Genomic DNA, 17,157 nt, shown 5'->3' on the forward strand with positions numbered 1-17,157 from the left:
AATTCAACAGCTGTTAAAAGGCGGTGATTAAATGCGCTTCGCCTTACTTTCAATCGTCAATTTGCGAGATGTTCCGTTCATTTCACTGTTAATTTATCAAACGGATGAACGAGGCATATCCAATTTAATTGGTGAAATTTCAAAGCCTTATGACGATGTTATCGACTTGCTAGACGATTTATATGCGTTTGAAATTAGCGAGCTGCAGACGGATAGCCAAGAGTTGTATCGAGACTTAATAAGCGCTCAGTACCCTGTGATTTATCGCAGAGAAGTCGAAGGAACGCGCGAGCAGATTACTCGTAACGAGGAAATGTTAGTCGAATTATTCGAGTTGGACAAGCAAGACGAACAGCCAACGCCTGTTATTCCGATGTGGCGGTTGTGGTGCATCAACAAGCTAGAAAAAATTATTCAAATGCTAAAAACAAAGGGGATAAAACTAGATGACAATTAAGACGCACGAATTTAAACTGCTGCAAGATTATAAAGAAGAAGGCGCTGAACGAGCAGCTAAACACCAGCGATATCAAGCAGACTTGGAAAGTGTTCGTACACGTTTAAGTGAGTTGCAGACTCAGTATGAGCACACATTTACTGAGAGCGTTAAACATGGCACAGATGCAACTGAGCAACTAGCTAAAATTGACGATGACATTGCGCTACAAAAAGAGGTTGTAGCACGACGGGAGCGTGATGCTCGTTTAGCACATGCGGCTATGCCAGAAGGTAAGATTTCTTCTGTAGACGTAGTCAAGGAATACGTAGATGTGTTTGTACCAAAAGTTAGGTCGGAGTATGAACCGATTGTTGATGCAAAATTAAAAATGGCGAGGGATTTGCTAATTAGCTGTATTATTGATCACCGCGATGGTGAAGATGCTTACGGATATTTACGTGAAGAAATAGCTGAAATAACTAGAGCAAATCGCAGTCAAGGTAAGACGAGTGAGAGTCCGGTAATAGATCACCCGACAAGTACAGCGAAAGTTATGGGAAGTCTGGGAGTTACAAATGGAGTACATGAAGTAATCAGCCAGGTTAGTCGATTCACATACGGGCATAAGCCGAACGATTTTGAATATATCGCAGAAGTACCAACAAAGATTAAAGGAGCGAAATAATTATGAGCGAATATAACGATCAAGTAGAAGCATTGATGGCACAACAAGCGAAGGGTAAAGGCACTAATTACCGCGTTTTAGAATCTGGATTAAGGCAAAAATTGAAAGACGGTACAATTCAACAACAGGACGTAGCAATCGCATTACGAGTCGCAAGTGAAATTGGTTCGTTAAGATCGCGTGTTTTATACGCAAACATTAAACGAGCTGCACAACAAGAGCATGAAACACAACAAACTGAATAACGCAATATTAACGAAAGACATGCCGGTAATTAACGTCGTGTCTTTTTTTCATTTCATAAAAAATAAGGGGGATACAAGGGATGAAACTAATCAAACGTAAGCAGGAAATAACGCAATTACTAGACGATAACGAAGTAATACTTGCTGCAGCTAAGTTTGTAGTAGAAGTTGAACGCCTTCACGGTAAAGTGCCGCAATTAAAAATTAAACAGGCAACCGATTTAAAAGTACCATTATTAGCTATCGCAATGAGTGTGCGAATACAAGCGGACCATGCTCGTAAACGATTAGAGGCGCTGAATGCAGCTATCGAATATGCCGAGGGTGATAGAAGCGCACGCAAACGATACATTACGGCAAGTCAACAAGCTGACCGTCTAGCAGATTTAGTAGCAAAGAGAGTTGATAGAATCTAATGGCCGTAAATTTAACAGCGGTGTTTCGTGTTAGAGATATTAACGGAACAAGCCGCCTAAGACGAATCACTCAGATGATGGATAGGATGAATCGTACAACTCGCTCAGCTACGCAAAGTTCGAACTTATATCGAGATGCTAATGGTCGGCTACACGATTCGATGGGGCGATTTGTATCGGAGACCAGCCGAGCGACCAACGCTACTGGCTCGTTAGCCACACGCGTTAATAGTCTACGAGTTGGAACTAATGGCTTAAGCGCGTCTCTCGGAGGAACTCAGACTGCTTTGCTAGGCATTGCAAGTGCGTTCTTGACTGCATCAGGATTAGCGAGTGGATTCAGCAATTTTACTCAAGCTGCAGACTCATATTCGAATATCAACGCTCGCCTAGCTAACATTAATGATGGACTGCAAACTCAATCACAGTTACAAGACAAGATATTCAAGGCGTCCCGACGGAGCCGGTCATCCTATGATGAAATGGCATCCAGTGTAGCTAAATTGAATCTACTCGCAAAGGACGCCTTTTCAAGTAACGATGAAGCTATTAGGTTTACGGAATTGATGACGAAATCCTTTTCTGTCAGCGGTGCAGGACAACAGGAAATGGAATCGGGTATGTATCAATTAACTCAAGCCATGGCGTCAGGAAAGCTTCAAGGCGATGAATTTAGGTCAATCATGGAGAACGCACCTTTATTAGCGCAAGCAATCTCAAATACTGCGGGCGTGAGTATGGGAGCGTTAAAGGAAATGAGTTCAGAAGGTACTATTACAGCGGATTTAATTAAGCGATCCTTATTTAATGCTGCAGACGAGATAGAGGAGAAATTCGGTAATATGCCTATGACTTTCTCGCAAGCTGTAACGGTATTTAAGAGTAGTGCCAAACGGGTGTTTGAACCGCTATTTGACCAGTTTATTGGCTTCGTTAACTCAAAGACATTTGAAAAGATCGAAAACAAGGCGCATAGCTTCGTGAAGATAGCAGCCAATGGTTTGTCGAAGGTATTTAGCGTAGTAAAGTCGTTATATCAAGTGTGGCAAACGATTGGACCATCAGTTATCAAAGTAGCGAAGGTAATAGGAACATTTGCGTTAGTTGCTGGATCCATACTAGCAGTCGTTGGAATCGTCAAATTAGTTGGTATGGCCTTAGCATTTGTCGCGAGTCCAATCGGATTGATTGCCGCTGGTATAACCGGACTTATATTTGGTTTTAAAACGCTCTATGACAATAGCGAGATATTCCGAGGAGCTATCGACGGCATAGTCGGCAAGGTTAAAACACTAATGTCCGCATTCAAGACAGGCGGAACAGGCGGCTTAATTAACGCACTATTCCCGCCTGATATTGCTGCGAAAGTAAATTCGGCAGTTGACGAAATCAAGACGAAGATTTCCGGATTAATGACTGCGTTCAAAGAAGGCGGATTTAGAGGCGTGCTTGAGACGCTAATATCTCCTGAAGCCATTGACGCAATAATGGCGCGCTTTGCAACATTGAAGGAGCAGTTTGTCAGCGTATTTTCTAGCATCGCTGGCTACGTGATGCCTGTAATTCAAGCGTTTTGGGCTGCGTCTCAGCCGATACTTGGCGCCTTGTGGAACGCATTAAAAATCGTAGCTGACGTTGCGATGCTCGCTTGGAATAATATCCTTGCACCGGCGATCACATTCGTTATGAAAGCATTCACGATGCTATGGGCGGTCGTTGGTCCGATTATGGAGCTTATGGGTTCAGTAATTGGCGCAGCATTCGCGGTATTGCGTTTGGTGTGGGATACAATTGTCGGCCCGTTTGTTGCGTTTCTTGCGGGAACATTTACACAAGTATTCGGAGCAGCTACAGAAATTGTAAAGGCGTTAACTCCAGTATTTAAAACAGTAGGTAGCTGGATTAGTACAGCGGCAGGCTATCTTAAAGAGTTTGCGTCGATTTTAGGCAAGATTAAAGTGCCGGATTGGATCGGTAAAATCGGGTCAGGGGCCGTTAGTTGGGCGAAGAAGTTGATACCAGGCGGTGGCAACGACAATGCTAAATCGCATTATCACGGAATTAGCAACGTTCCATATGACGGATATTCCGCGCGATTACACAAAGGCGAACGCGTACTTACTGCGCAAGAAAACAAAGAGCAAGCGCAAGGTGGCGGAGGCATGAGTGGTGGAGTCGTTATTACAGGCAACAACTTTACTGTGCGCGAGGATGCGGACGTGCAGCGAATCGCTTACGAACTAGCGAAATTAATCGAAAAGGAGAGGAAGCAAGTTGGCTAAAAGCACTATCGGTCTATGGCTAAAAGATCGTAACAACGTTTATAAGCAATTTCCGGTCAATCCCGAAACAATCAACCGCGAATCTCCTTTCGATTTCACAACGGTTAATAATAAATGACAATTGGCGGGCATCGGCTTTTATAGCGTTGCTTGCCGTTTTTTTTATTTAACGAAAAGAAGGGGGTTAGGAAATGATATACGGAAAACGATTCTATAAACCGTACTTAGTATCAGATACGGAAAAAGCCCGCCTTATGCGCGAGCTAAAGGGACACGAAGCGAAGTTTACTGCGATCGTTCTACTCGCTCAAAATGACGGATATTTGACGCAAGAACAAGTCGCACAATTAGTCGGCGTTAGAAGAATGACGCTGTATCGATGGAGACACTATGACTACGTTTATCAGTACGAGTTAGAACGTCAGTATGACCTTATGAGCGAGCATTATTCGAAAGAGTTTCGCCGGAGCAGTAGACGTAAGCCATCCTCTGAATCGATAATGAGCGATTATGCCAATGTAATGATGATGATGGGTTTAACGTAAAGGTGAAATTACAAATTGCGCAAATCACTATATATGATGCATTTTTAATGTTACATTTTTCAGAGTCAGAGAACGTTTTGGGGGGGCGTAAAATGTCGGGCAGACGCCTTTTGTGGACACGCCCTTAAAACACTTTGGGAAGTCACATTACTTTGTAAAATGCGTTAGTTTTGCGTTACATATAATAGAAGGAACGTGGATTTTGTACGATTTACATAAGTAAGATAACGTAATGTTAACGCAGATTACAGGGGGCAGGAAGTCGGATTGGACGGGGCGGTCTAAAACTCGAGGGGTTCATTACCGTTAGAGTACACTTATCTGGTAACGAAAATGAATGATTACAATCGTTGATATAGCGCTATTCTTAAATTACCGTTTGACTGTTACCGTAATTGTTGGTACGATAATGGTAACAATAACGAGTAAAGGCGGTAATACGATGACAACTTACGGTTATGTACGTGTATCAACAGTTGAGCAGAACGAGGCTCGTCAGTTAGCAACAATGAAGGAGCTAGGAGTTGAGCGTAAGAATGTATACGTCGATAAAGCGTCGGGGAAGGATACGAACCGTCCGCAATATCAAGAGTTACGCAGCATCATACAAAGTGGCGACTTAATCTATATGGACGACTTGGATCGATTAGGGCGCTCGTATGACGATGTAATAGACGAGTGGAAATATATCACGCGGAAGGTAGGCGCGGACATCGTTATATCGTCCAATGCAGAGCTATTCGATAGTAGACGGTTTAAGTCTATGGGTGACATCGGTAAGCTATTAGAGGATCAATTCCTATCAATGTTAGCGTATGTTGCGGAGCAAGAACGTAAGAAGATTAAGCGTCGTCAACGTGAGGGAATTGAAATCGCTAAAGCCAAAGGAAAGTTTAAAGGACGTAAAACGAAGTTAGTTGAAGGCGGAGAAGAAGAAGTCAGACGCAACGCAATCATTAAGGATTATCAAGACGGCGTTTCAATCGCTGATATTCGCAAGACTTACAAAGTTGGAACAGGAACAATTTATCGACTGCTTGAGCGTGAAGGAATAAAACGATAACAAAACGATCAATGAACGAATTAAAACTCGTTTGTTGGTCGTTCTTTTTTTGCGTTAAAACTGCGTGACCCCAAAGGCCTCGATTCTGACAGGCGCTTTCTGCTGATCTGACCTTACATACAATTTTTAATAATTTTGGTAAATCATAGATGATTTTAAAAAATATTGATAAAATTAACAGAGCAGGTGTGTTGAAGAAGTGATTAGATAAGTAAAATCTTATAGTTGAGGGGTGAAAAAAATGGTTGGACAAATTAAAACGAATAGTAAATCTATAATTTCATTAACTCTTGGTATTCTTTCAATCATAGTACCACTTATTGGATTAGTTCTTGGTATTCTCGGAGTAGTTTTATCAAGAATAGCAACAAAGGAAATTGCTAAAAGAAATGAAAATGGTAAAGGTTTAGCAATTTCTGGTTTAATTTGTAATGTAATCGGGATTATCATTCAAACCTTTGCAGTATTGTCTATTATCGCTTTTTATTCATTCACTAGTATTAGTTAGTATCACAGGTTCTTATTTACTAACGGGGTTTTAGCTTAATATTTGGCCTCAGAAAATTTTCGCTATAATTTTTAAAACTCGGGCGGTCAATCGCCAACTACAGTATTCAGCGCTGTCAGACGCATCGAGAATCGTTGAATCGGATAGTTGATTGTCTCGAATCGTCTCAATGGTGTTTTTACGTAGAATTGACACAATATATAATAGGAAATAACTCTAAACGTTATTAATTACTGAAAACGTAATTAACGCAGTAGTGACGCGGTTTCAAGGTGTTTTTGTTCTTGCGTTTTATAATCGTAAGTTGTATAGTTTGATTCGACGTCAAATATAACTCGCTAGCGGTTTTGAAAATGGAGAAAGTGGTAATGAATGAAAAACAAGTGGCAAAAAAATTTGGAATATTACCTATGAAAGTCAGCATGGATGTGGACACGATTAGAATGTATAAACCATGGTTCGCTTTCGAACGTGGTAGGTTGAAATTTTCAGATGTAGAAGTAGAGGCGTATCGAATATACCGAAACACTTATGAGACAACGAGAGATCATCGTTTTGCAATAACGGATTTAATTGAGTTTTTAGAGCGCCATCGAATGGCTGAGTTCCTAGTAGATTTCTAAATAAAGCAATATTTTTGCTTGATATTCCGTTTAATTGACTGTAATATTATCGGTAAATACAAGTCGAGAAAAACTGCGAAGGCTACCGATAGAATATACGGTAAACTTACGTGGTATAACTGTTTTAGACATTAAATTACCGTTTTTACTCTCAACAAATAGCGAATTCATCGCCATGATCGCAGACAAAATTCGTATTGATATGATGGCTAGCTAGTACCGATATATATCATTAACATATACAGCAATTATACTTCGCATAGTATAGCGCCTTTTTAAATCTATAGTTTAAAGGGGCGCTTTTTTTGTTACTTGAACAAATACTGTGGAAATTTCTGTGGCTGACCTTTAACATTGAAATCGTTAAAAGAACGTCAAATCAGCTAAAAAACACGATATATACATGTATAGTGGATTTAACGTCTAAAGATGAAGAGTAAAATCATTTGAGACCTTTCTACAAACTTATAGTAGGTGATTACAATAAAAAGTATAAATTTTCAATTAGAGGGAATGAATTCGCTCGAAATCACACAGATAACAGAAGAGCTATTTGAGGTGCGTTTAGCATTCGATGGTAAAATAAGTATGCAATATATGAATCGACAGCAATTGATACAACTAGGTTCTACTTTCCGAATTGAAAGGAATATCAATACACCGTTAGTTAAAAAGACCTATTTAGACCTATAGTTTAGTGGGAAGCACCCGTGGATACCTGTACTTGGAAGATGATATATTCAAAATAGCCTGATGGAATTACTTTGAATTTATCGGTAATTTTAATAAAAAAACTCAAAAACAAACAATTTATTAGTACTAAATATCTATAATCTTTTAGGGTAAATAAAATATTGTCTTATATTTTAATGATTAAGTGGTACTATTTTCTTTCTCGGTAGTGACAATGGTCTCTAAACAAATGTAAGTGGATTGTATATACTTACATATAGAGGGAAGGAGGAGGTAGCTTGATTCTAGTTCGAAATGAAAACTTCGAAATTTCTGAGGAAAATGGCAAGGTATTTATGCTTACTTTTAGCGCAGGTTTCCCATTAAAAGAATTTGATAGCATCCTACGTAGTCATCCACGACTGAAATTATCTAATTTTTCAATTTTAAAAAATGTGTTATCAACCCAGAATACCAATCCTGTTGAAATTGGACGCTGGCTTCCGAACATTGAAGCAGAAGTGGCACGTGATAAGATGTCAGCCTCTGTTTTTATATATGAAACGCATGATTATATTCAAAATAATAAAGAAAAATTAACACAACAAATCCGAGAAACACTCAATGAAAATGGAATTATACATGGCATATTAGATTTTGATATATTGAAGGCTGAACCAGGAAAAGCATTCTTAATTGCTCAAGGTGAGCAACCTATAGCAGGAATAGATGCACAAATTACATACTTACCTAAACCCGAGAGAAAGCCAGTCATTCGTGAAGACGGTAAAGCGGATTACTATGATATGAATTTTATTTCGGAAATTTCAGAAGGCTCTTGGCTAGGTGAAAAGATTCCTGCTACATTAGGTAAACCAGGGAAAAATGTGCTAGGTCAAGAAGTTGCTGCTGTACCTGGACGAGATTATCCTATCAAATATGATACAAAATCTGCCTATGAAGTGGAAGAAGACGGAAAAATCGTCATTCGCTCGAAAATTGCTGGCGTTTTAGATGATGTCAAAGGCATGATTGGTGTAAACAGGCACCTTCCTATAAATGGTGATGTAGGAGTAGAAACAGGTAACCTTGAATTTAATGGTTCACTTAGTATTAAAGGTACAGTAACTAATGGCTATACAGTTATTGCGACTGGCGATATTTCCATTGAAGGTGCTGAGGGTGTAAGCGGTGCCAAGCTTATTAAATCCATTGAGGGTGATGTATATATTCGTGGGGGCATCTTTGGGCTTGGTTCAACAGTGGTAGAAGCAGGTGGCAATATATTTGTTAAACATGTAAATGAAGCAAATTTATTTGCAGCTAATAGTATTCATATTGGTTTTTACGCACTAGGTTCACAACTTTCTGCTCATTCAATATATGTGGATGAACGAAAAGGTAAAATTATTGGGGGACGTGCAGTAGCTAAAAATACGATTGTTACGGCCATTTCAGGAAACCGATTAGAGCGTCGAACAGATTTAATAATAGAAAGTATTAATAAGCAGGAAAATAACACCGTGATGCAGGAAAAAGCAGCACAGCTAAAACAATTGCAAACAGAGATTTCAGCACACGAGAATAGCATGAAAAATTTATTACCTTTTCTCAATCAAATGTCCAAAGAACAATCAGCGTCATTTGAGGTAACAAAACAAGCCTTAACTAAATTAAAGGCTGAAGCGATTACATTAGATCGTGAAATAAAACTATTAATGGATGAAATGCGTCATGTAGGGAAAGAAGAGATTATTGTGACAAAAGAGGCGCACCCTGGAACTTATATTCAAATTGGTAGAAAATCATCTTTATTAAGCAAAATGACGAATGGTAAATTCCTACTAGAATTTGGTGAGTTAAATGTCTAAGGCAGCTTTTATCCCTGTTTTTGCACATCGAGGTGCTTCTGCTTATGCATTAGAGAATACCTTTCAAGCTTTTGAAAAGGCATTAGAGCTAGGTGCTGATGGGATTGAACTAGATATTCAATTCTCAAAAGATGGATTACCTGTAGTGTATCATGATCCACAATTATCGAGGTTAGTAGGCACCAATAAATTGGTGAGCGATTGTACGATGGAGGAGCTTCTGCGCTTTAAACTTGGCAAGCCTTGGAGACGTCTATTTTCGTCCTATAAAATGCCAGCGTTTGAGGCAGTTTTAGCATGGGCAAATATACAGCAGATGCCGTTGAATATTGAATTAAAATCAACGATCTTGGACAATAAGAGTGGGCTAATTCATTTTCTTGGAGGCTTGGCTCTGCCAAAAGGTAGTCATTTTTCATCCTTTCACTATGAGCTTTTAGAGATCGTAAAAAAGCATAGACCTGAATTTGAAACGGCCCTTATTGCTACGAAAAAAATAAAATGGGATCTTCTAGCTGATTATAAAGCGGCTGATAGTGTGCATATGCATAAAAGGTACTACAAACCAAGATATTTGGAGGCCTGTGTTACAAGTGAAAAAGCCTGTCGTTTTTATGCTATTGATGGCACGGAACCATTTTTAACTAATCCGCATCCTTCTGTTATTGGTTGGATTACGGATTTTCCTGATAAAGTTATCACATCTCAGCAGCGGATATAAAAAGAGCTATCCAGTAAGTCTTGCATGACTTATTTGGATAGCTTTTTTTATTTTTTTTGGAAGCGTGGTGCTACTTTTCCGTTTTTTCGATCGCGATGCAGTAAAAATCCAGCGAAAAACCCAAAGCCTATGACGAAGAAAATGACACCAACTACAAATTGCAGCCATAAAAATGGGAATGGTGAAATGAGCTTACCAAATAATGTATCACGCATAAATTTAATGCCACCTGCAGCCATAAGACCTGGAATAAGCATTACAATAAATGCAGCTAAACGGGCCATGTATACCCCTCCTTATTCCTATGATTAATTTTACCTGTGGATGGGGGAATGTCAAGGAAGGGTATAAACCAATATAATATTTTTAGCTAAAAACGTGACAGGACAGAAAGTAGCGATTGTAACTGAATGTTTAGAAAATTCTTACTTAAATAAGAATATGTAATAATAGTTGCGAAATTGTGAATTTGTCAGTATTGTAAAAATAAGTGGAGCAATATTATCCATTACTAAACAATTTCTTCTTTAAGTATTAGGGTCTAAACACCTACTACCGAATAGGAGCTCAGAATTTGCTGAGTGAGGACGCTATGAAGATTAGATTGTTAGATAAAACTTGATTGGATGGGCATTTGGGGATGCACTTTCCAAAGCAAAGGGGCGAGTTTCATGGAAATCTTCAAGTATATGGAAAAGTATGATTACGAACAATTGGTATTTTGCCAAGATGAAGCATCAGGGTTAAAAGCGGTTATCGCTATCCATGATACAACACTTGGACCAGCACTAGGTGGAGCACGTATGTGGACGTATGCGTCGGAAGAAAATGCAATTGAAGATGCATTACGTTTAGCACGAGGAATGACTTACAAAAATGCTGCAGCTGGTTTAAACCTTGGCGGTGGAAAAACGGTCATTATTGGTGACCCATTTAAAGATAAAAACGAAGAGATGTTCCGTGCGTTAGGTCGTTTCATTCAAGGATTAAATGGCCGCTATATTACAGCTGAGGATGTAGGTACAACGGTATCAGATATGGATTTAATCCATGAAGAAACAAATTATGTAACAGGAATTTCTCCTGCATTCGGTTCTTCAGGTAACCCATCTCCAGTAACAGCTTATGGTGTTTACCGTGGTATGAAGGCAGCTGCAAAAGAAGCATTCGGTTCAGACTCACTAGAAGGATTAAAAGTTTCTGTACAGGGTCTAGGAAATGTAGCCTACAAGCTTTGCGAGTATTTACATAATGAAGGGGCAAAACTTGTTGTAACAGATATCAATCAGGCAGCTATTGATCGAGTTGTTAATGACTTCGACGCGATTGCAGTGGCACCAGATGAAATCTATGCGCAAGAAGTAGATATCTTCTCACCTTGTGCATTAGGGGCAATTTTAAATGATGAAACAATTCCGCAATTAAAAGCGAAAGTGATTGCTGGATCTGCAAATAACCAATTAAAAGATTCACGTCATGGTGACTACCTACATGAATTAGGTATCGTCTATGCACCAGATTATGTAATCAATGCTGGTGGCGTTATTAATGTTGCGGATGAATTATATGGCTATAATCGTGAACGTGCAATGAAACGCGTTGATGGCATTTATGATAGTATTGAAAAAATCTTTGCTATTTCAAAACGAGATGGCATTCCAACATATGTGGCAGCGAACCGCTTAGCTGAGGAACGTATCGCTCGCGTAGCAAAATCGCGCAGCCAATTTTTAAAAAATGAAAAAAATATTTTACACGGTCGCTAATTTAGACAGTTGATACATGAAGAGAAGTCGCATTGTCGACTTCTTCTATTTTCAACAAAGAAATTAGGGCTTTAATGAAGTAAAGCTAAAGTTTTTCTAAAGCACTGACTGTTAAAAAAATCACTTGGTTATTGTTTAATAGAATCCTTTAGCACTTTTCTCAATAGGGGGAATAAACATGGCTCAAAATTATGATGTTGTCATTTTAGGTGGAGGTACAGGTGGATATGTTGCAGCCATCCGAGCTGCTCAGCTAGGCTTAAAAACAGCCATTGTAGAGCGTGAGCGTTTAGGAGGTACATGCTTGCATAAAGGCTGTATTCCAAGTAAAGCGTTACTCCGAAGTGCCGAAGTATATCGTATGGCTAATAAAACAGCTAGCGAATATGGTGTCGATATTGAAGGTGTAACATTACAATTTGACAAAGTTCAAGCTAGGAAACAAGCAATCGTTGAGCAATTAAGCCAGGGTGTGAATACACTGATGAAAAAAGGCAAAATAGATGTTTATCATGGTACAGGGCGAATTTTGGGTCCATCTATTTTCTCACCTATGCCTGGTACAATATCTGTAGAAATGTCCAATGGCGATGAAAATGAAATGCTTGTGCCTACGAATGTTGTCATTGCAACGGGCTCAAAGCCTCGTGGTATGGCAGGGTTAACGATAGATGGGCAATATGTGCTGAATTCAGACCACGCATTACAGTTAGAAAGTTTACCAAAGTCACTCCTAATCGTTGGTGGTGGTGTTATTGGAATTGAGTGGGCATCTATGCTATGCGATTTTGGTGTATATGTAACAGTAGTAGAATATGGTCCATCCATTTTACCAGCTGAAGATGCGGACATCGTTAAAGAAGTGACGAAACAACTTGAGAAACGAGGCGTTCGTATTGTTACGAATGCTCGCTTAGATACAAATACATTCAAAATTGAAAATGATAACGTTTTCATTTCTGCGCAAGTGAATGAAAAAGAAGAAGTTTTTGAGGCTGATAAACTATTACTTTGTGTAGGACGTGAGGCGAATACGCAAGGTATTGGTCTAGAAAATACAGAGATTGAAGTGGAAAATGGCTTTATTAAAGTGAATGGTTCCTATCAAACGAAAGAGTCTCATATGTATGCCATAGGAGATGTGATTGGTGGCTTACAATTAGCGCATGTTGCTTCTCATGAAGGGCTTTCAGCTATTGAGCATATAGCAACAGGGAAAACCGAGACATTGGATGCACTAAAAGTACCGAAATGTGTTTATTCCTATCCAGAAGTTGCTAGCATTGGATTAACAGAAAGTGCTGCTAAAGAACAAGGATTTTCATTAAAGATTGGTAAATTCCCGTTTAAGGCCATTGGTAAAGCATTAGTAAATGGAGAGACAGAAGGCTTTGTCAAAATTATTGCTGATGAAGAAACAGATGATATTTTGGGTATTCATATGGTAGGGCCTCATGTAACAGATTTAATTGGTGAAGCATCCTTAGCAAAAGTGTTAGATGCAACACCATGGGAAATTAGTCAGGCAATTCATCCACATCCATCCTTAAATGAGGTGTTAGTGGAATCTGCTCTAGCAGTGGATGATCGCGCTATCCATTTTTAATTTTCTGAATTTCATAACTAACATATCCAAATGTGGGGATATAGGATAAGATAGTTATTTCTCTATAATACGAAAGGGGTGTTCGTATGCAAGATGTTCAAATCAAACATGAAGATTTAGGTTTGTCAAATGAAGATGTACTTGCTATGTTCGAAACAATGTTAATGGCCAGAAGACTGGATGAGCGTATGTGGTTGTTAAACCGTTCTGGTAAAATTCCGTTTGTAATTTCCTGTCAAGGTCAAGAGGCGGCACAGGTTGGAGCAGCCTTTGCACTGGATAAAAGTAAGGATTATATTGCACCTTATTATCGTGATATGGGTGTTGTTTTACATTTTGGTATGACACCAAGAGAACTGATGCTATCTGCGTTTGCTAAAGCAGAAGATCCAAACTCTGGTGGCCGTCAAATGCCAGGCCACTTTGGTCAAAAGAAAAATCGTATTTTAACAGGTTCATCTCCTGTTACGACTCAAGTTCCACACGCAGTGGGCGTTGCACTTGCAGGACGTCTACAAAATGAAGATTTTGTTTCTTTCGTTACGCTTGGTGAAGGTTCATCCAACCAAGGAGACTTCCATGAAGGAGCGAACTTTGCAGGTGTGCATAAGCTACCAGTCATTATTATGGTAGAAAACAATCAATATGCGATTTCTGTGCCAGTAGAGCGTCAACTAGGCTGTGCAAAAGTATCTGATCGTGGGATTGGCTATGGAATGCCAGGAGTGACCGTGGATGGGAAAAATCCGTTACAAGTGTATAAAGTGGTGAAAGAGGCTGCAGATCGTGCACGTAATGGGGAAGGTCCAAGCTTAATCGAAACAGTAACTTATCGTTTAACAGCCCATTCTTCAGATGATGATGACCGTCAATACCGTACGGCTGAAGATATTGCAGAAGGCAAAGCAAAGGATCCAATTGTATTATTTGAAAAGTATTTAATGGATACTGGCGTGATGACTGACGCGATACGTACTGAAATCGAAGAGCGTGTTATGGCAGAAGTAAATGAAGCAACTGATTATGCTGAAGCGGCTCCATATGCACAACCAGAGCATGCACTTAAATATGTTTATGCACCAGTGGACGGAGGTGACATGTAATGGCAGTAATGTCTTATATTGATGCGATTACATTAGCAATGAAAGAAGAGATGGAACGTGACGAACGAGTTTTCATTTTAGGAGAGGACGTTGGTCGTAAAGGTGGTGTATTCAAAGCCACTACTGGGCTATACGATCAATTTGGTGAATACCGCGTGCTTGATACACCGCTTGCAGAAAGTGCAATAGCTGGTGTGGGTATTGGTGCTGCGATGTACGGTATGCGTCCGATTGCTGAAATGCAATTTGCTGATTTTATTATGCCAGCTGTCAATCAAATCGTCTCAGAGGCAGCCAAAATTCGTTACCGTTCTAATAATGACTGGACTTGTCCAATGGTCATCCGCGCACCTTTTGGCGGAGGTATTCACGGGGCACTTTATCATTCACAATCCGTTGAAGCACTTTTTGCTGGTACACCTGGTTTGAAAATTGTCATTCCATCAACACCGTATGATGCAAAAGGCTTATTGAAAGCTGCTATTCGTGATGAAGATCCAGTATTATTTTTCGAACATAAACGTGCCTATCGTTTAATTAAAGGGGAAGTACCACTAGATGATTACACATTGCCAATTGGTAAAGCAGATGTAAAACGTGAAGGAGATGACGTGACAGTCATTACCTATGGTTTAGCAGTCCACTTTGCTTTACAAGCGGCAGAACGCCTAGCTGCGGATGGTATTTCCGCTCATATCCTTGACTTGCGTACAGTTTACCCTCTGGATAAAGAAGCGATTATTGAGGCTGCAAGTAAGACAGGTAAAGTATTGCTTGTCACAGAGGATAATAAAGAGGGTAGTATCATGAGTGAGGTTGCTGCAATTATTGCAGAACATTGTTTATTTGAGCTTGATGCACCAATTCAACGTCTAGCGGGACCTGATGTGCCAGCCATGCCATATGCACCAACGATGGAGAAATATTTTATGATTAATCCTGATAAAGTGGAACGTGCTATGCGAGAACTTGCTGCGTTCTAATAGATTACAACAAGGCTGAATGAAAAAATAAAAGCCTCAGACGGAACAACAGATTTTGACTTTGCACATATGAAAGTCAAAATCTGTCTAAATGCCTGTCTACGTTTAATGTTTTTAGCGCTGCATCAGGTACAATGACGCCTAGGCTTAATTGATGGGAGGAATAAAAGATGTCGGTTCAAAATATTACAATGCCACAGCTCGGCGAAAGTGTAACAGAAGGTACAATTGAAAAATGGCTTGTAAAGCCTGGAGATACAGTTAAAAAGTATGATCCATTAGCAGAGGTTGTTACAGATAAAGTAAATGCTGAAATCCCGTCATCATTTGAAGGGGTTATCACGGAGCTACTTGCGCAAGAAGGTCAGACATTACCAGTTGGAGCAGTCGTTTGCTCGATTGAAATAGCGGGAGAAGGTGAATTACCAGCACCACCACCTGAAAAAAAATCAGCGGTAAGTACGGCTATTTTAAATGCAGGTGTTCAAAAGAAACAGGAGGCACCACAGCAGGTAGCAGCTCCAGTATCTGCACCAAAAGAGGCACGTACGGGTAAAGTACGTTATTCACCAGCTGTTCTTCGACTTGCACAGGAGCATGATATAGCTTTAGACCTTGTAACAGGTACTGGCGAGGGTGGTCGTATTACACGAAAAGACCTGTTAAAGCTCATTGAAACAGGTAATATCCCAACGGCAAATGATGTAGCACAAGCAGCTCCAACCGTTCAAACGACATCAGCACCTACAGCAGCTTCTGCACCACAGCAACAAGTGGAAAAAGCAGCTGCACCTGTACAACCTATTCATCCAGGAGATATCGAAATTCCAGTGACGAAGATCCGTCGTGCCATTGCGAATAATATGGTGAAAAGTGTACATGAAGCGCCGCATGCTTGGATGATGATGGAAGTGGATGTAACAGATTTAGTGACTTATCGTGATAGCTTAAAGAATGAATTTAAGCAAAAAGAAGGCTTTAATCTTACATATTTCGCCTTCTTTGTAAAAGCGGTTGCTCAAGCTTTAAAGGAATTCCCAATGCTGAATTCGATGTGGGCGGAAGATAAAATCATTCAAAAACATGACATCAATATTTCGATTGCAGTAGCAACGGATGATGCCTTATTTGTACCTGTTATAAAACACGCAGATGAAAAATCCATTAAAGGAATTGCGAAAGAAATCAATGAACTGGCTATCAAAGTTCGTACAGGAAAATTAGCAATGGATGACATTACTGGTGGTACATTTACAGTGAATAATACAGGTGCATTTGGCTCTGTTCAATCAATGGGCATCATCAATTACCCACAAGCAGCGATCCTGCAAGTGGAAAGTATTGTAAAAAAACCTGTTGTTTTACCAGGTGGAATGTTTGCTGCACGTGATATTGTGAATTTATGTTTATCATTAGATCATCGTGTGCTTGATGGACTTGTCTGTGGTAAATTCCTAAATAGAGTAAAAGAAATACTCGAAAATACAAATAAATCTTCAACGTCAGTCTACTGATGACTTGTCGGAAACCTGCTGTATAAGGGTTTCCGATTTTTTTTATGCTTTTCGAGTCGCAATTTGTCATGTAGAATAACAAATAGAAACTACTAAGGGGGGAAGCTGATTAAGC

Annotated in this window: 18 protein-coding genes; 17 read left to right on the plus strand and 1 reads right to left on the minus strand. The window is 39.7% G+C overall.

Annotated elements, in window-relative coordinates:
* Nucleotides 1-31 precede the first annotated feature (31 nt).
* The 12 genes from AAJG31_RS22775 to AAJG31_RS22830 all read left to right on the plus strand — a co-directional run bounded on the left by AAJG31_RS22775 (nucleotide 32) and on the right by AAJG31_RS22830 (nucleotide 10,070).
* Nucleotides 32-457, plus strand: a complete 426-nt coding sequence (locus AAJG31_RS22775; protein WP_279495455.1) for a hypothetical protein — start codon at nucleotides 32-34, stop codon at nucleotides 455-457.
* The gene (locus AAJG31_RS22780) at nucleotides 447-1,124 is read left to right on the plus strand and encodes a hypothetical protein (protein WP_279495454.1); all 678 of its coding nucleotides are present in this window, start codon (nucleotides 447-449) and stop codon (nucleotides 1,122-1,124) included. The genes AAJG31_RS22775 and AAJG31_RS22780 overlap by 11 nt, the downstream gene beginning before the upstream one ends.
* A 2-nt stretch (nucleotides 1,125-1,126) precedes the next feature.
* On the plus strand, nucleotides 1,127-1,369 hold the full coding sequence (locus AAJG31_RS22785; RefSeq protein ID WP_279495453.1) for a hypothetical protein: 243 nt from the start codon (nucleotides 1,127-1,129) through the stop codon (nucleotides 1,367-1,369).
* 80 nt (nucleotides 1,370-1,449) lie between these two features.
* Nucleotides 1,450-1,785 (plus strand): hypothetical protein, encoded by a 336-nt coding sequence (locus AAJG31_RS22790; RefSeq protein ID WP_279495452.1) that lies wholly within the window; start codon nucleotides 1,450-1,452, stop codon nucleotides 1,783-1,785.
* Between the two features lie 287 nt (nucleotides 1,786-2,072).
* A complete protein-coding gene (locus AAJG31_RS22795) occupies nucleotides 2,073-4,067 on the plus strand; it encodes a tape measure protein (protein WP_279495451.1) in 1,995 nt (664 codons plus the stop codon).
* Between the two features lie 191 nt (nucleotides 4,068-4,258).
* Nucleotides 4,259-4,612, plus strand: a complete 354-nt coding sequence (locus AAJG31_RS22800) for a phBC6A51 family helix-turn-helix protein (RefSeq protein WP_279495450.1) — start codon at nucleotides 4,259-4,261, stop codon at nucleotides 4,610-4,612.
* Nucleotides 4,613-5,054: 442 nt separating this feature from the next.
* Nucleotides 5,055-5,675, plus strand: a complete 621-nt coding sequence (locus tag AAJG31_RS22805; protein ID WP_279496361.1) for a recombinase family protein — start codon at nucleotides 5,055-5,057, stop codon at nucleotides 5,673-5,675.
* 241 nt (nucleotides 5,676-5,916) lie between these two features.
* Nucleotides 5,917-6,183: a DUF4190 domain-containing protein gene (locus AAJG31_RS22810; RefSeq protein ID WP_279495449.1), complete on the plus strand. Its 267-nt coding sequence runs from the start codon at nucleotides 5,917-5,919 to the stop codon at nucleotides 6,181-6,183.
* 368 nt (nucleotides 6,184-6,551) lie between these two features.
* Nucleotides 6,552-6,806: a hypothetical protein gene (locus AAJG31_RS22815; protein WP_131521578.1), complete on the plus strand. Its 255-nt coding sequence runs from the start codon at nucleotides 6,552-6,554 to the stop codon at nucleotides 6,804-6,806.
* A gap of 513 nt (nucleotides 6,807-7,319) precedes the next feature.
* Nucleotides 7,320-7,499 (plus strand): hypothetical protein, encoded by a 180-nt coding sequence (locus AAJG31_RS22820; RefSeq protein ID WP_081010951.1) that lies wholly within the window; start codon nucleotides 7,320-7,322, stop codon nucleotides 7,497-7,499.
* A gap of 278 nt (nucleotides 7,500-7,777) precedes the next feature.
* Nucleotides 7,778-9,349, plus strand: a complete 1,572-nt coding sequence (locus tag AAJG31_RS22825) for a FapA family protein (RefSeq protein ID WP_048392301.1) — start codon at nucleotides 7,778-7,780, stop codon at nucleotides 9,347-9,349.
* Nucleotides 9,342-10,070 (plus strand): glycerophosphodiester phosphodiesterase, encoded by a 729-nt coding sequence (locus AAJG31_RS22830; protein ID WP_279495447.1) that lies wholly within the window; start codon nucleotides 9,342-9,344, stop codon nucleotides 10,068-10,070. Before AAJG31_RS22825 ends, AAJG31_RS22830 begins: the two co-directional genes overlap by 8 nt.
* 47 nt (nucleotides 10,071-10,117) lie before the next feature.
* Here the strand turns inward: AAJG31_RS22830 and AAJG31_RS22835 are convergent, their stop codons facing one another.
* A complete protein-coding gene (locus tag AAJG31_RS22835; RefSeq protein WP_004231186.1) occupies nucleotides 10,118-10,354 on the minus strand; it encodes a DUF2627 domain-containing protein in 237 nt (78 codons plus the stop codon).
* A gap of 387 nt (nucleotides 10,355-10,741) precedes the next feature.
* Between AAJG31_RS22835 and AAJG31_RS22840 the strand changes: the two genes are divergently transcribed.
* From AAJG31_RS22840 to AAJG31_RS22860, 5 genes are all read left to right on the plus strand, one after another.
* Complete coding sequence (locus AAJG31_RS22840) at nucleotides 10,742-11,836, plus strand: Glu/Leu/Phe/Val dehydrogenase (protein ID WP_048392303.1); 1,095 nt, start codon at nucleotides 10,742-10,744, stop codon at nucleotides 11,834-11,836.
* 178 nt (nucleotides 11,837-12,014) lie between these two features.
* Nucleotides 12,015-13,442 (plus strand): dihydrolipoyl dehydrogenase, encoded by a 1,428-nt coding sequence (gene lpdA, locus AAJG31_RS22845; protein ID WP_054549169.1) that lies wholly within the window; start codon nucleotides 12,015-12,017, stop codon nucleotides 13,440-13,442.
* Between the two features lie 86 nt (nucleotides 13,443-13,528).
* Nucleotides 13,529-14,545 (plus strand): thiamine pyrophosphate-dependent dehydrogenase E1 component subunit alpha, encoded by a 1,017-nt coding sequence (locus AAJG31_RS22850; protein WP_048392305.1) that lies wholly within the window; start codon nucleotides 13,529-13,531, stop codon nucleotides 14,543-14,545.
* Complete coding sequence (locus tag AAJG31_RS22855; RefSeq protein WP_016993882.1) at nucleotides 14,545-15,528, plus strand: alpha-ketoacid dehydrogenase subunit beta; 984 nt, start codon at nucleotides 14,545-14,547, stop codon at nucleotides 15,526-15,528. Before AAJG31_RS22850 ends, AAJG31_RS22855 begins: the two co-directional genes overlap by 1 nt.
* Before the next feature lie 170 nt (nucleotides 15,529-15,698).
* Nucleotides 15,699-17,042, plus strand: a complete 1,344-nt coding sequence (locus AAJG31_RS22860; RefSeq protein ID WP_259950890.1) for a dihydrolipoamide acetyltransferase family protein — start codon at nucleotides 15,699-15,701, stop codon at nucleotides 17,040-17,042.
* Nucleotides 17,043-17,157 lie beyond the last annotated feature (115 nt).

It is taken from the genome of Lysinibacillus sp. BS3, from assembly GCF_039614735.1.
Classification (GTDB): domain Bacteria; phylum Bacillota; class Bacilli; order Bacillales_A; family Planococcaceae; genus Lysinibacillus; species Lysinibacillus capsici.

Excerpts from the sequence above, each read along its gene's own strand:
- AAJG31_RS22820 (WP_081010951.1), top strand. The coding sequence starts at position 7,320 with ATGAATTCGCTCGAAATCACACAGATAACAGAAGAGCTATTTGAGGTG.
- AAJG31_RS22785 (WP_279495453.1), top strand. The coding sequence starts at position 1,127 with ATGAGCGAATATAACGATCAAGTAGAAGCATTGATGGCACAACAAGCG.
- AAJG31_RS22780 (WP_279495454.1), top strand. The coding sequence starts at position 447 with ATGACAATTAAGACGCACGAATTTAAACTGCTGCAAGATTATAAAGAA.
- AAJG31_RS22800 (WP_279495450.1), top strand. The coding sequence starts at position 4,259 with ATGATATACGGAAAACGATTCTATAAACCGTACTTAGTATCAGATACG.
- AAJG31_RS22840 (WP_048392303.1), top strand. The coding sequence starts at position 10,742 with ATGGAAATCTTCAAGTATATGGAAAAGTATGATTACGAACAATTGGTA.
- AAJG31_RS22775 (WP_279495455.1), top strand. The coding sequence starts at position 32 with ATGCGCTTCGCCTTACTTTCAATCGTCAATTTGCGAGATGTTCCGTTC.
- AAJG31_RS22850 (WP_048392305.1), top strand. The coding sequence starts at position 13,529 with ATGCAAGATGTTCAAATCAAACATGAAGATTTAGGTTTGTCAAATGAA.
- lpdA (WP_054549169.1), top strand. The coding sequence starts at position 12,015 with ATGGCTCAAAATTATGATGTTGTCATTTTAGGTGGAGGTACAGGTGGA.
- AAJG31_RS22855 (WP_016993882.1), top strand. The coding sequence starts at position 14,545 with ATGGCAGTAATGTCTTATATTGATGCGATTACATTAGCAATGAAAGAA.
- AAJG31_RS22810 (WP_279495449.1), top strand. The coding sequence starts at position 5,917 with ATGGTTGGACAAATTAAAACGAATAGTAAATCTATAATTTCATTAACT.
- AAJG31_RS22805 (WP_279496361.1), top strand. The coding sequence starts at position 5,055 with ATGACAACTTACGGTTATGTACGTGTATCAACAGTTGAGCAGAACGAG.
- AAJG31_RS22790 (WP_279495452.1), top strand. The coding sequence starts at position 1,450 with ATGAAACTAATCAAACGTAAGCAGGAAATAACGCAATTACTAGACGAT.
- AAJG31_RS22815 (WP_131521578.1), top strand. The coding sequence starts at position 6,552 with ATGAATGAAAAACAAGTGGCAAAAAAATTTGGAATATTACCTATGAAA.
- AAJG31_RS22835 (WP_004231186.1), bottom strand. The coding sequence starts at position 10,354 with ATGGCCCGTTTAGCTGCATTTATTGTAATGCTTATTCCAGGTCTTATG.
- AAJG31_RS22830 (WP_279495447.1), top strand. The coding sequence starts at position 9,342 with ATGTCTAAGGCAGCTTTTATCCCTGTTTTTGCACATCGAGGTGCTTCT.
- AAJG31_RS22860 (WP_259950890.1), top strand. The coding sequence starts at position 15,699 with ATGTCGGTTCAAAATATTACAATGCCACAGCTCGGCGAAAGTGTAACA.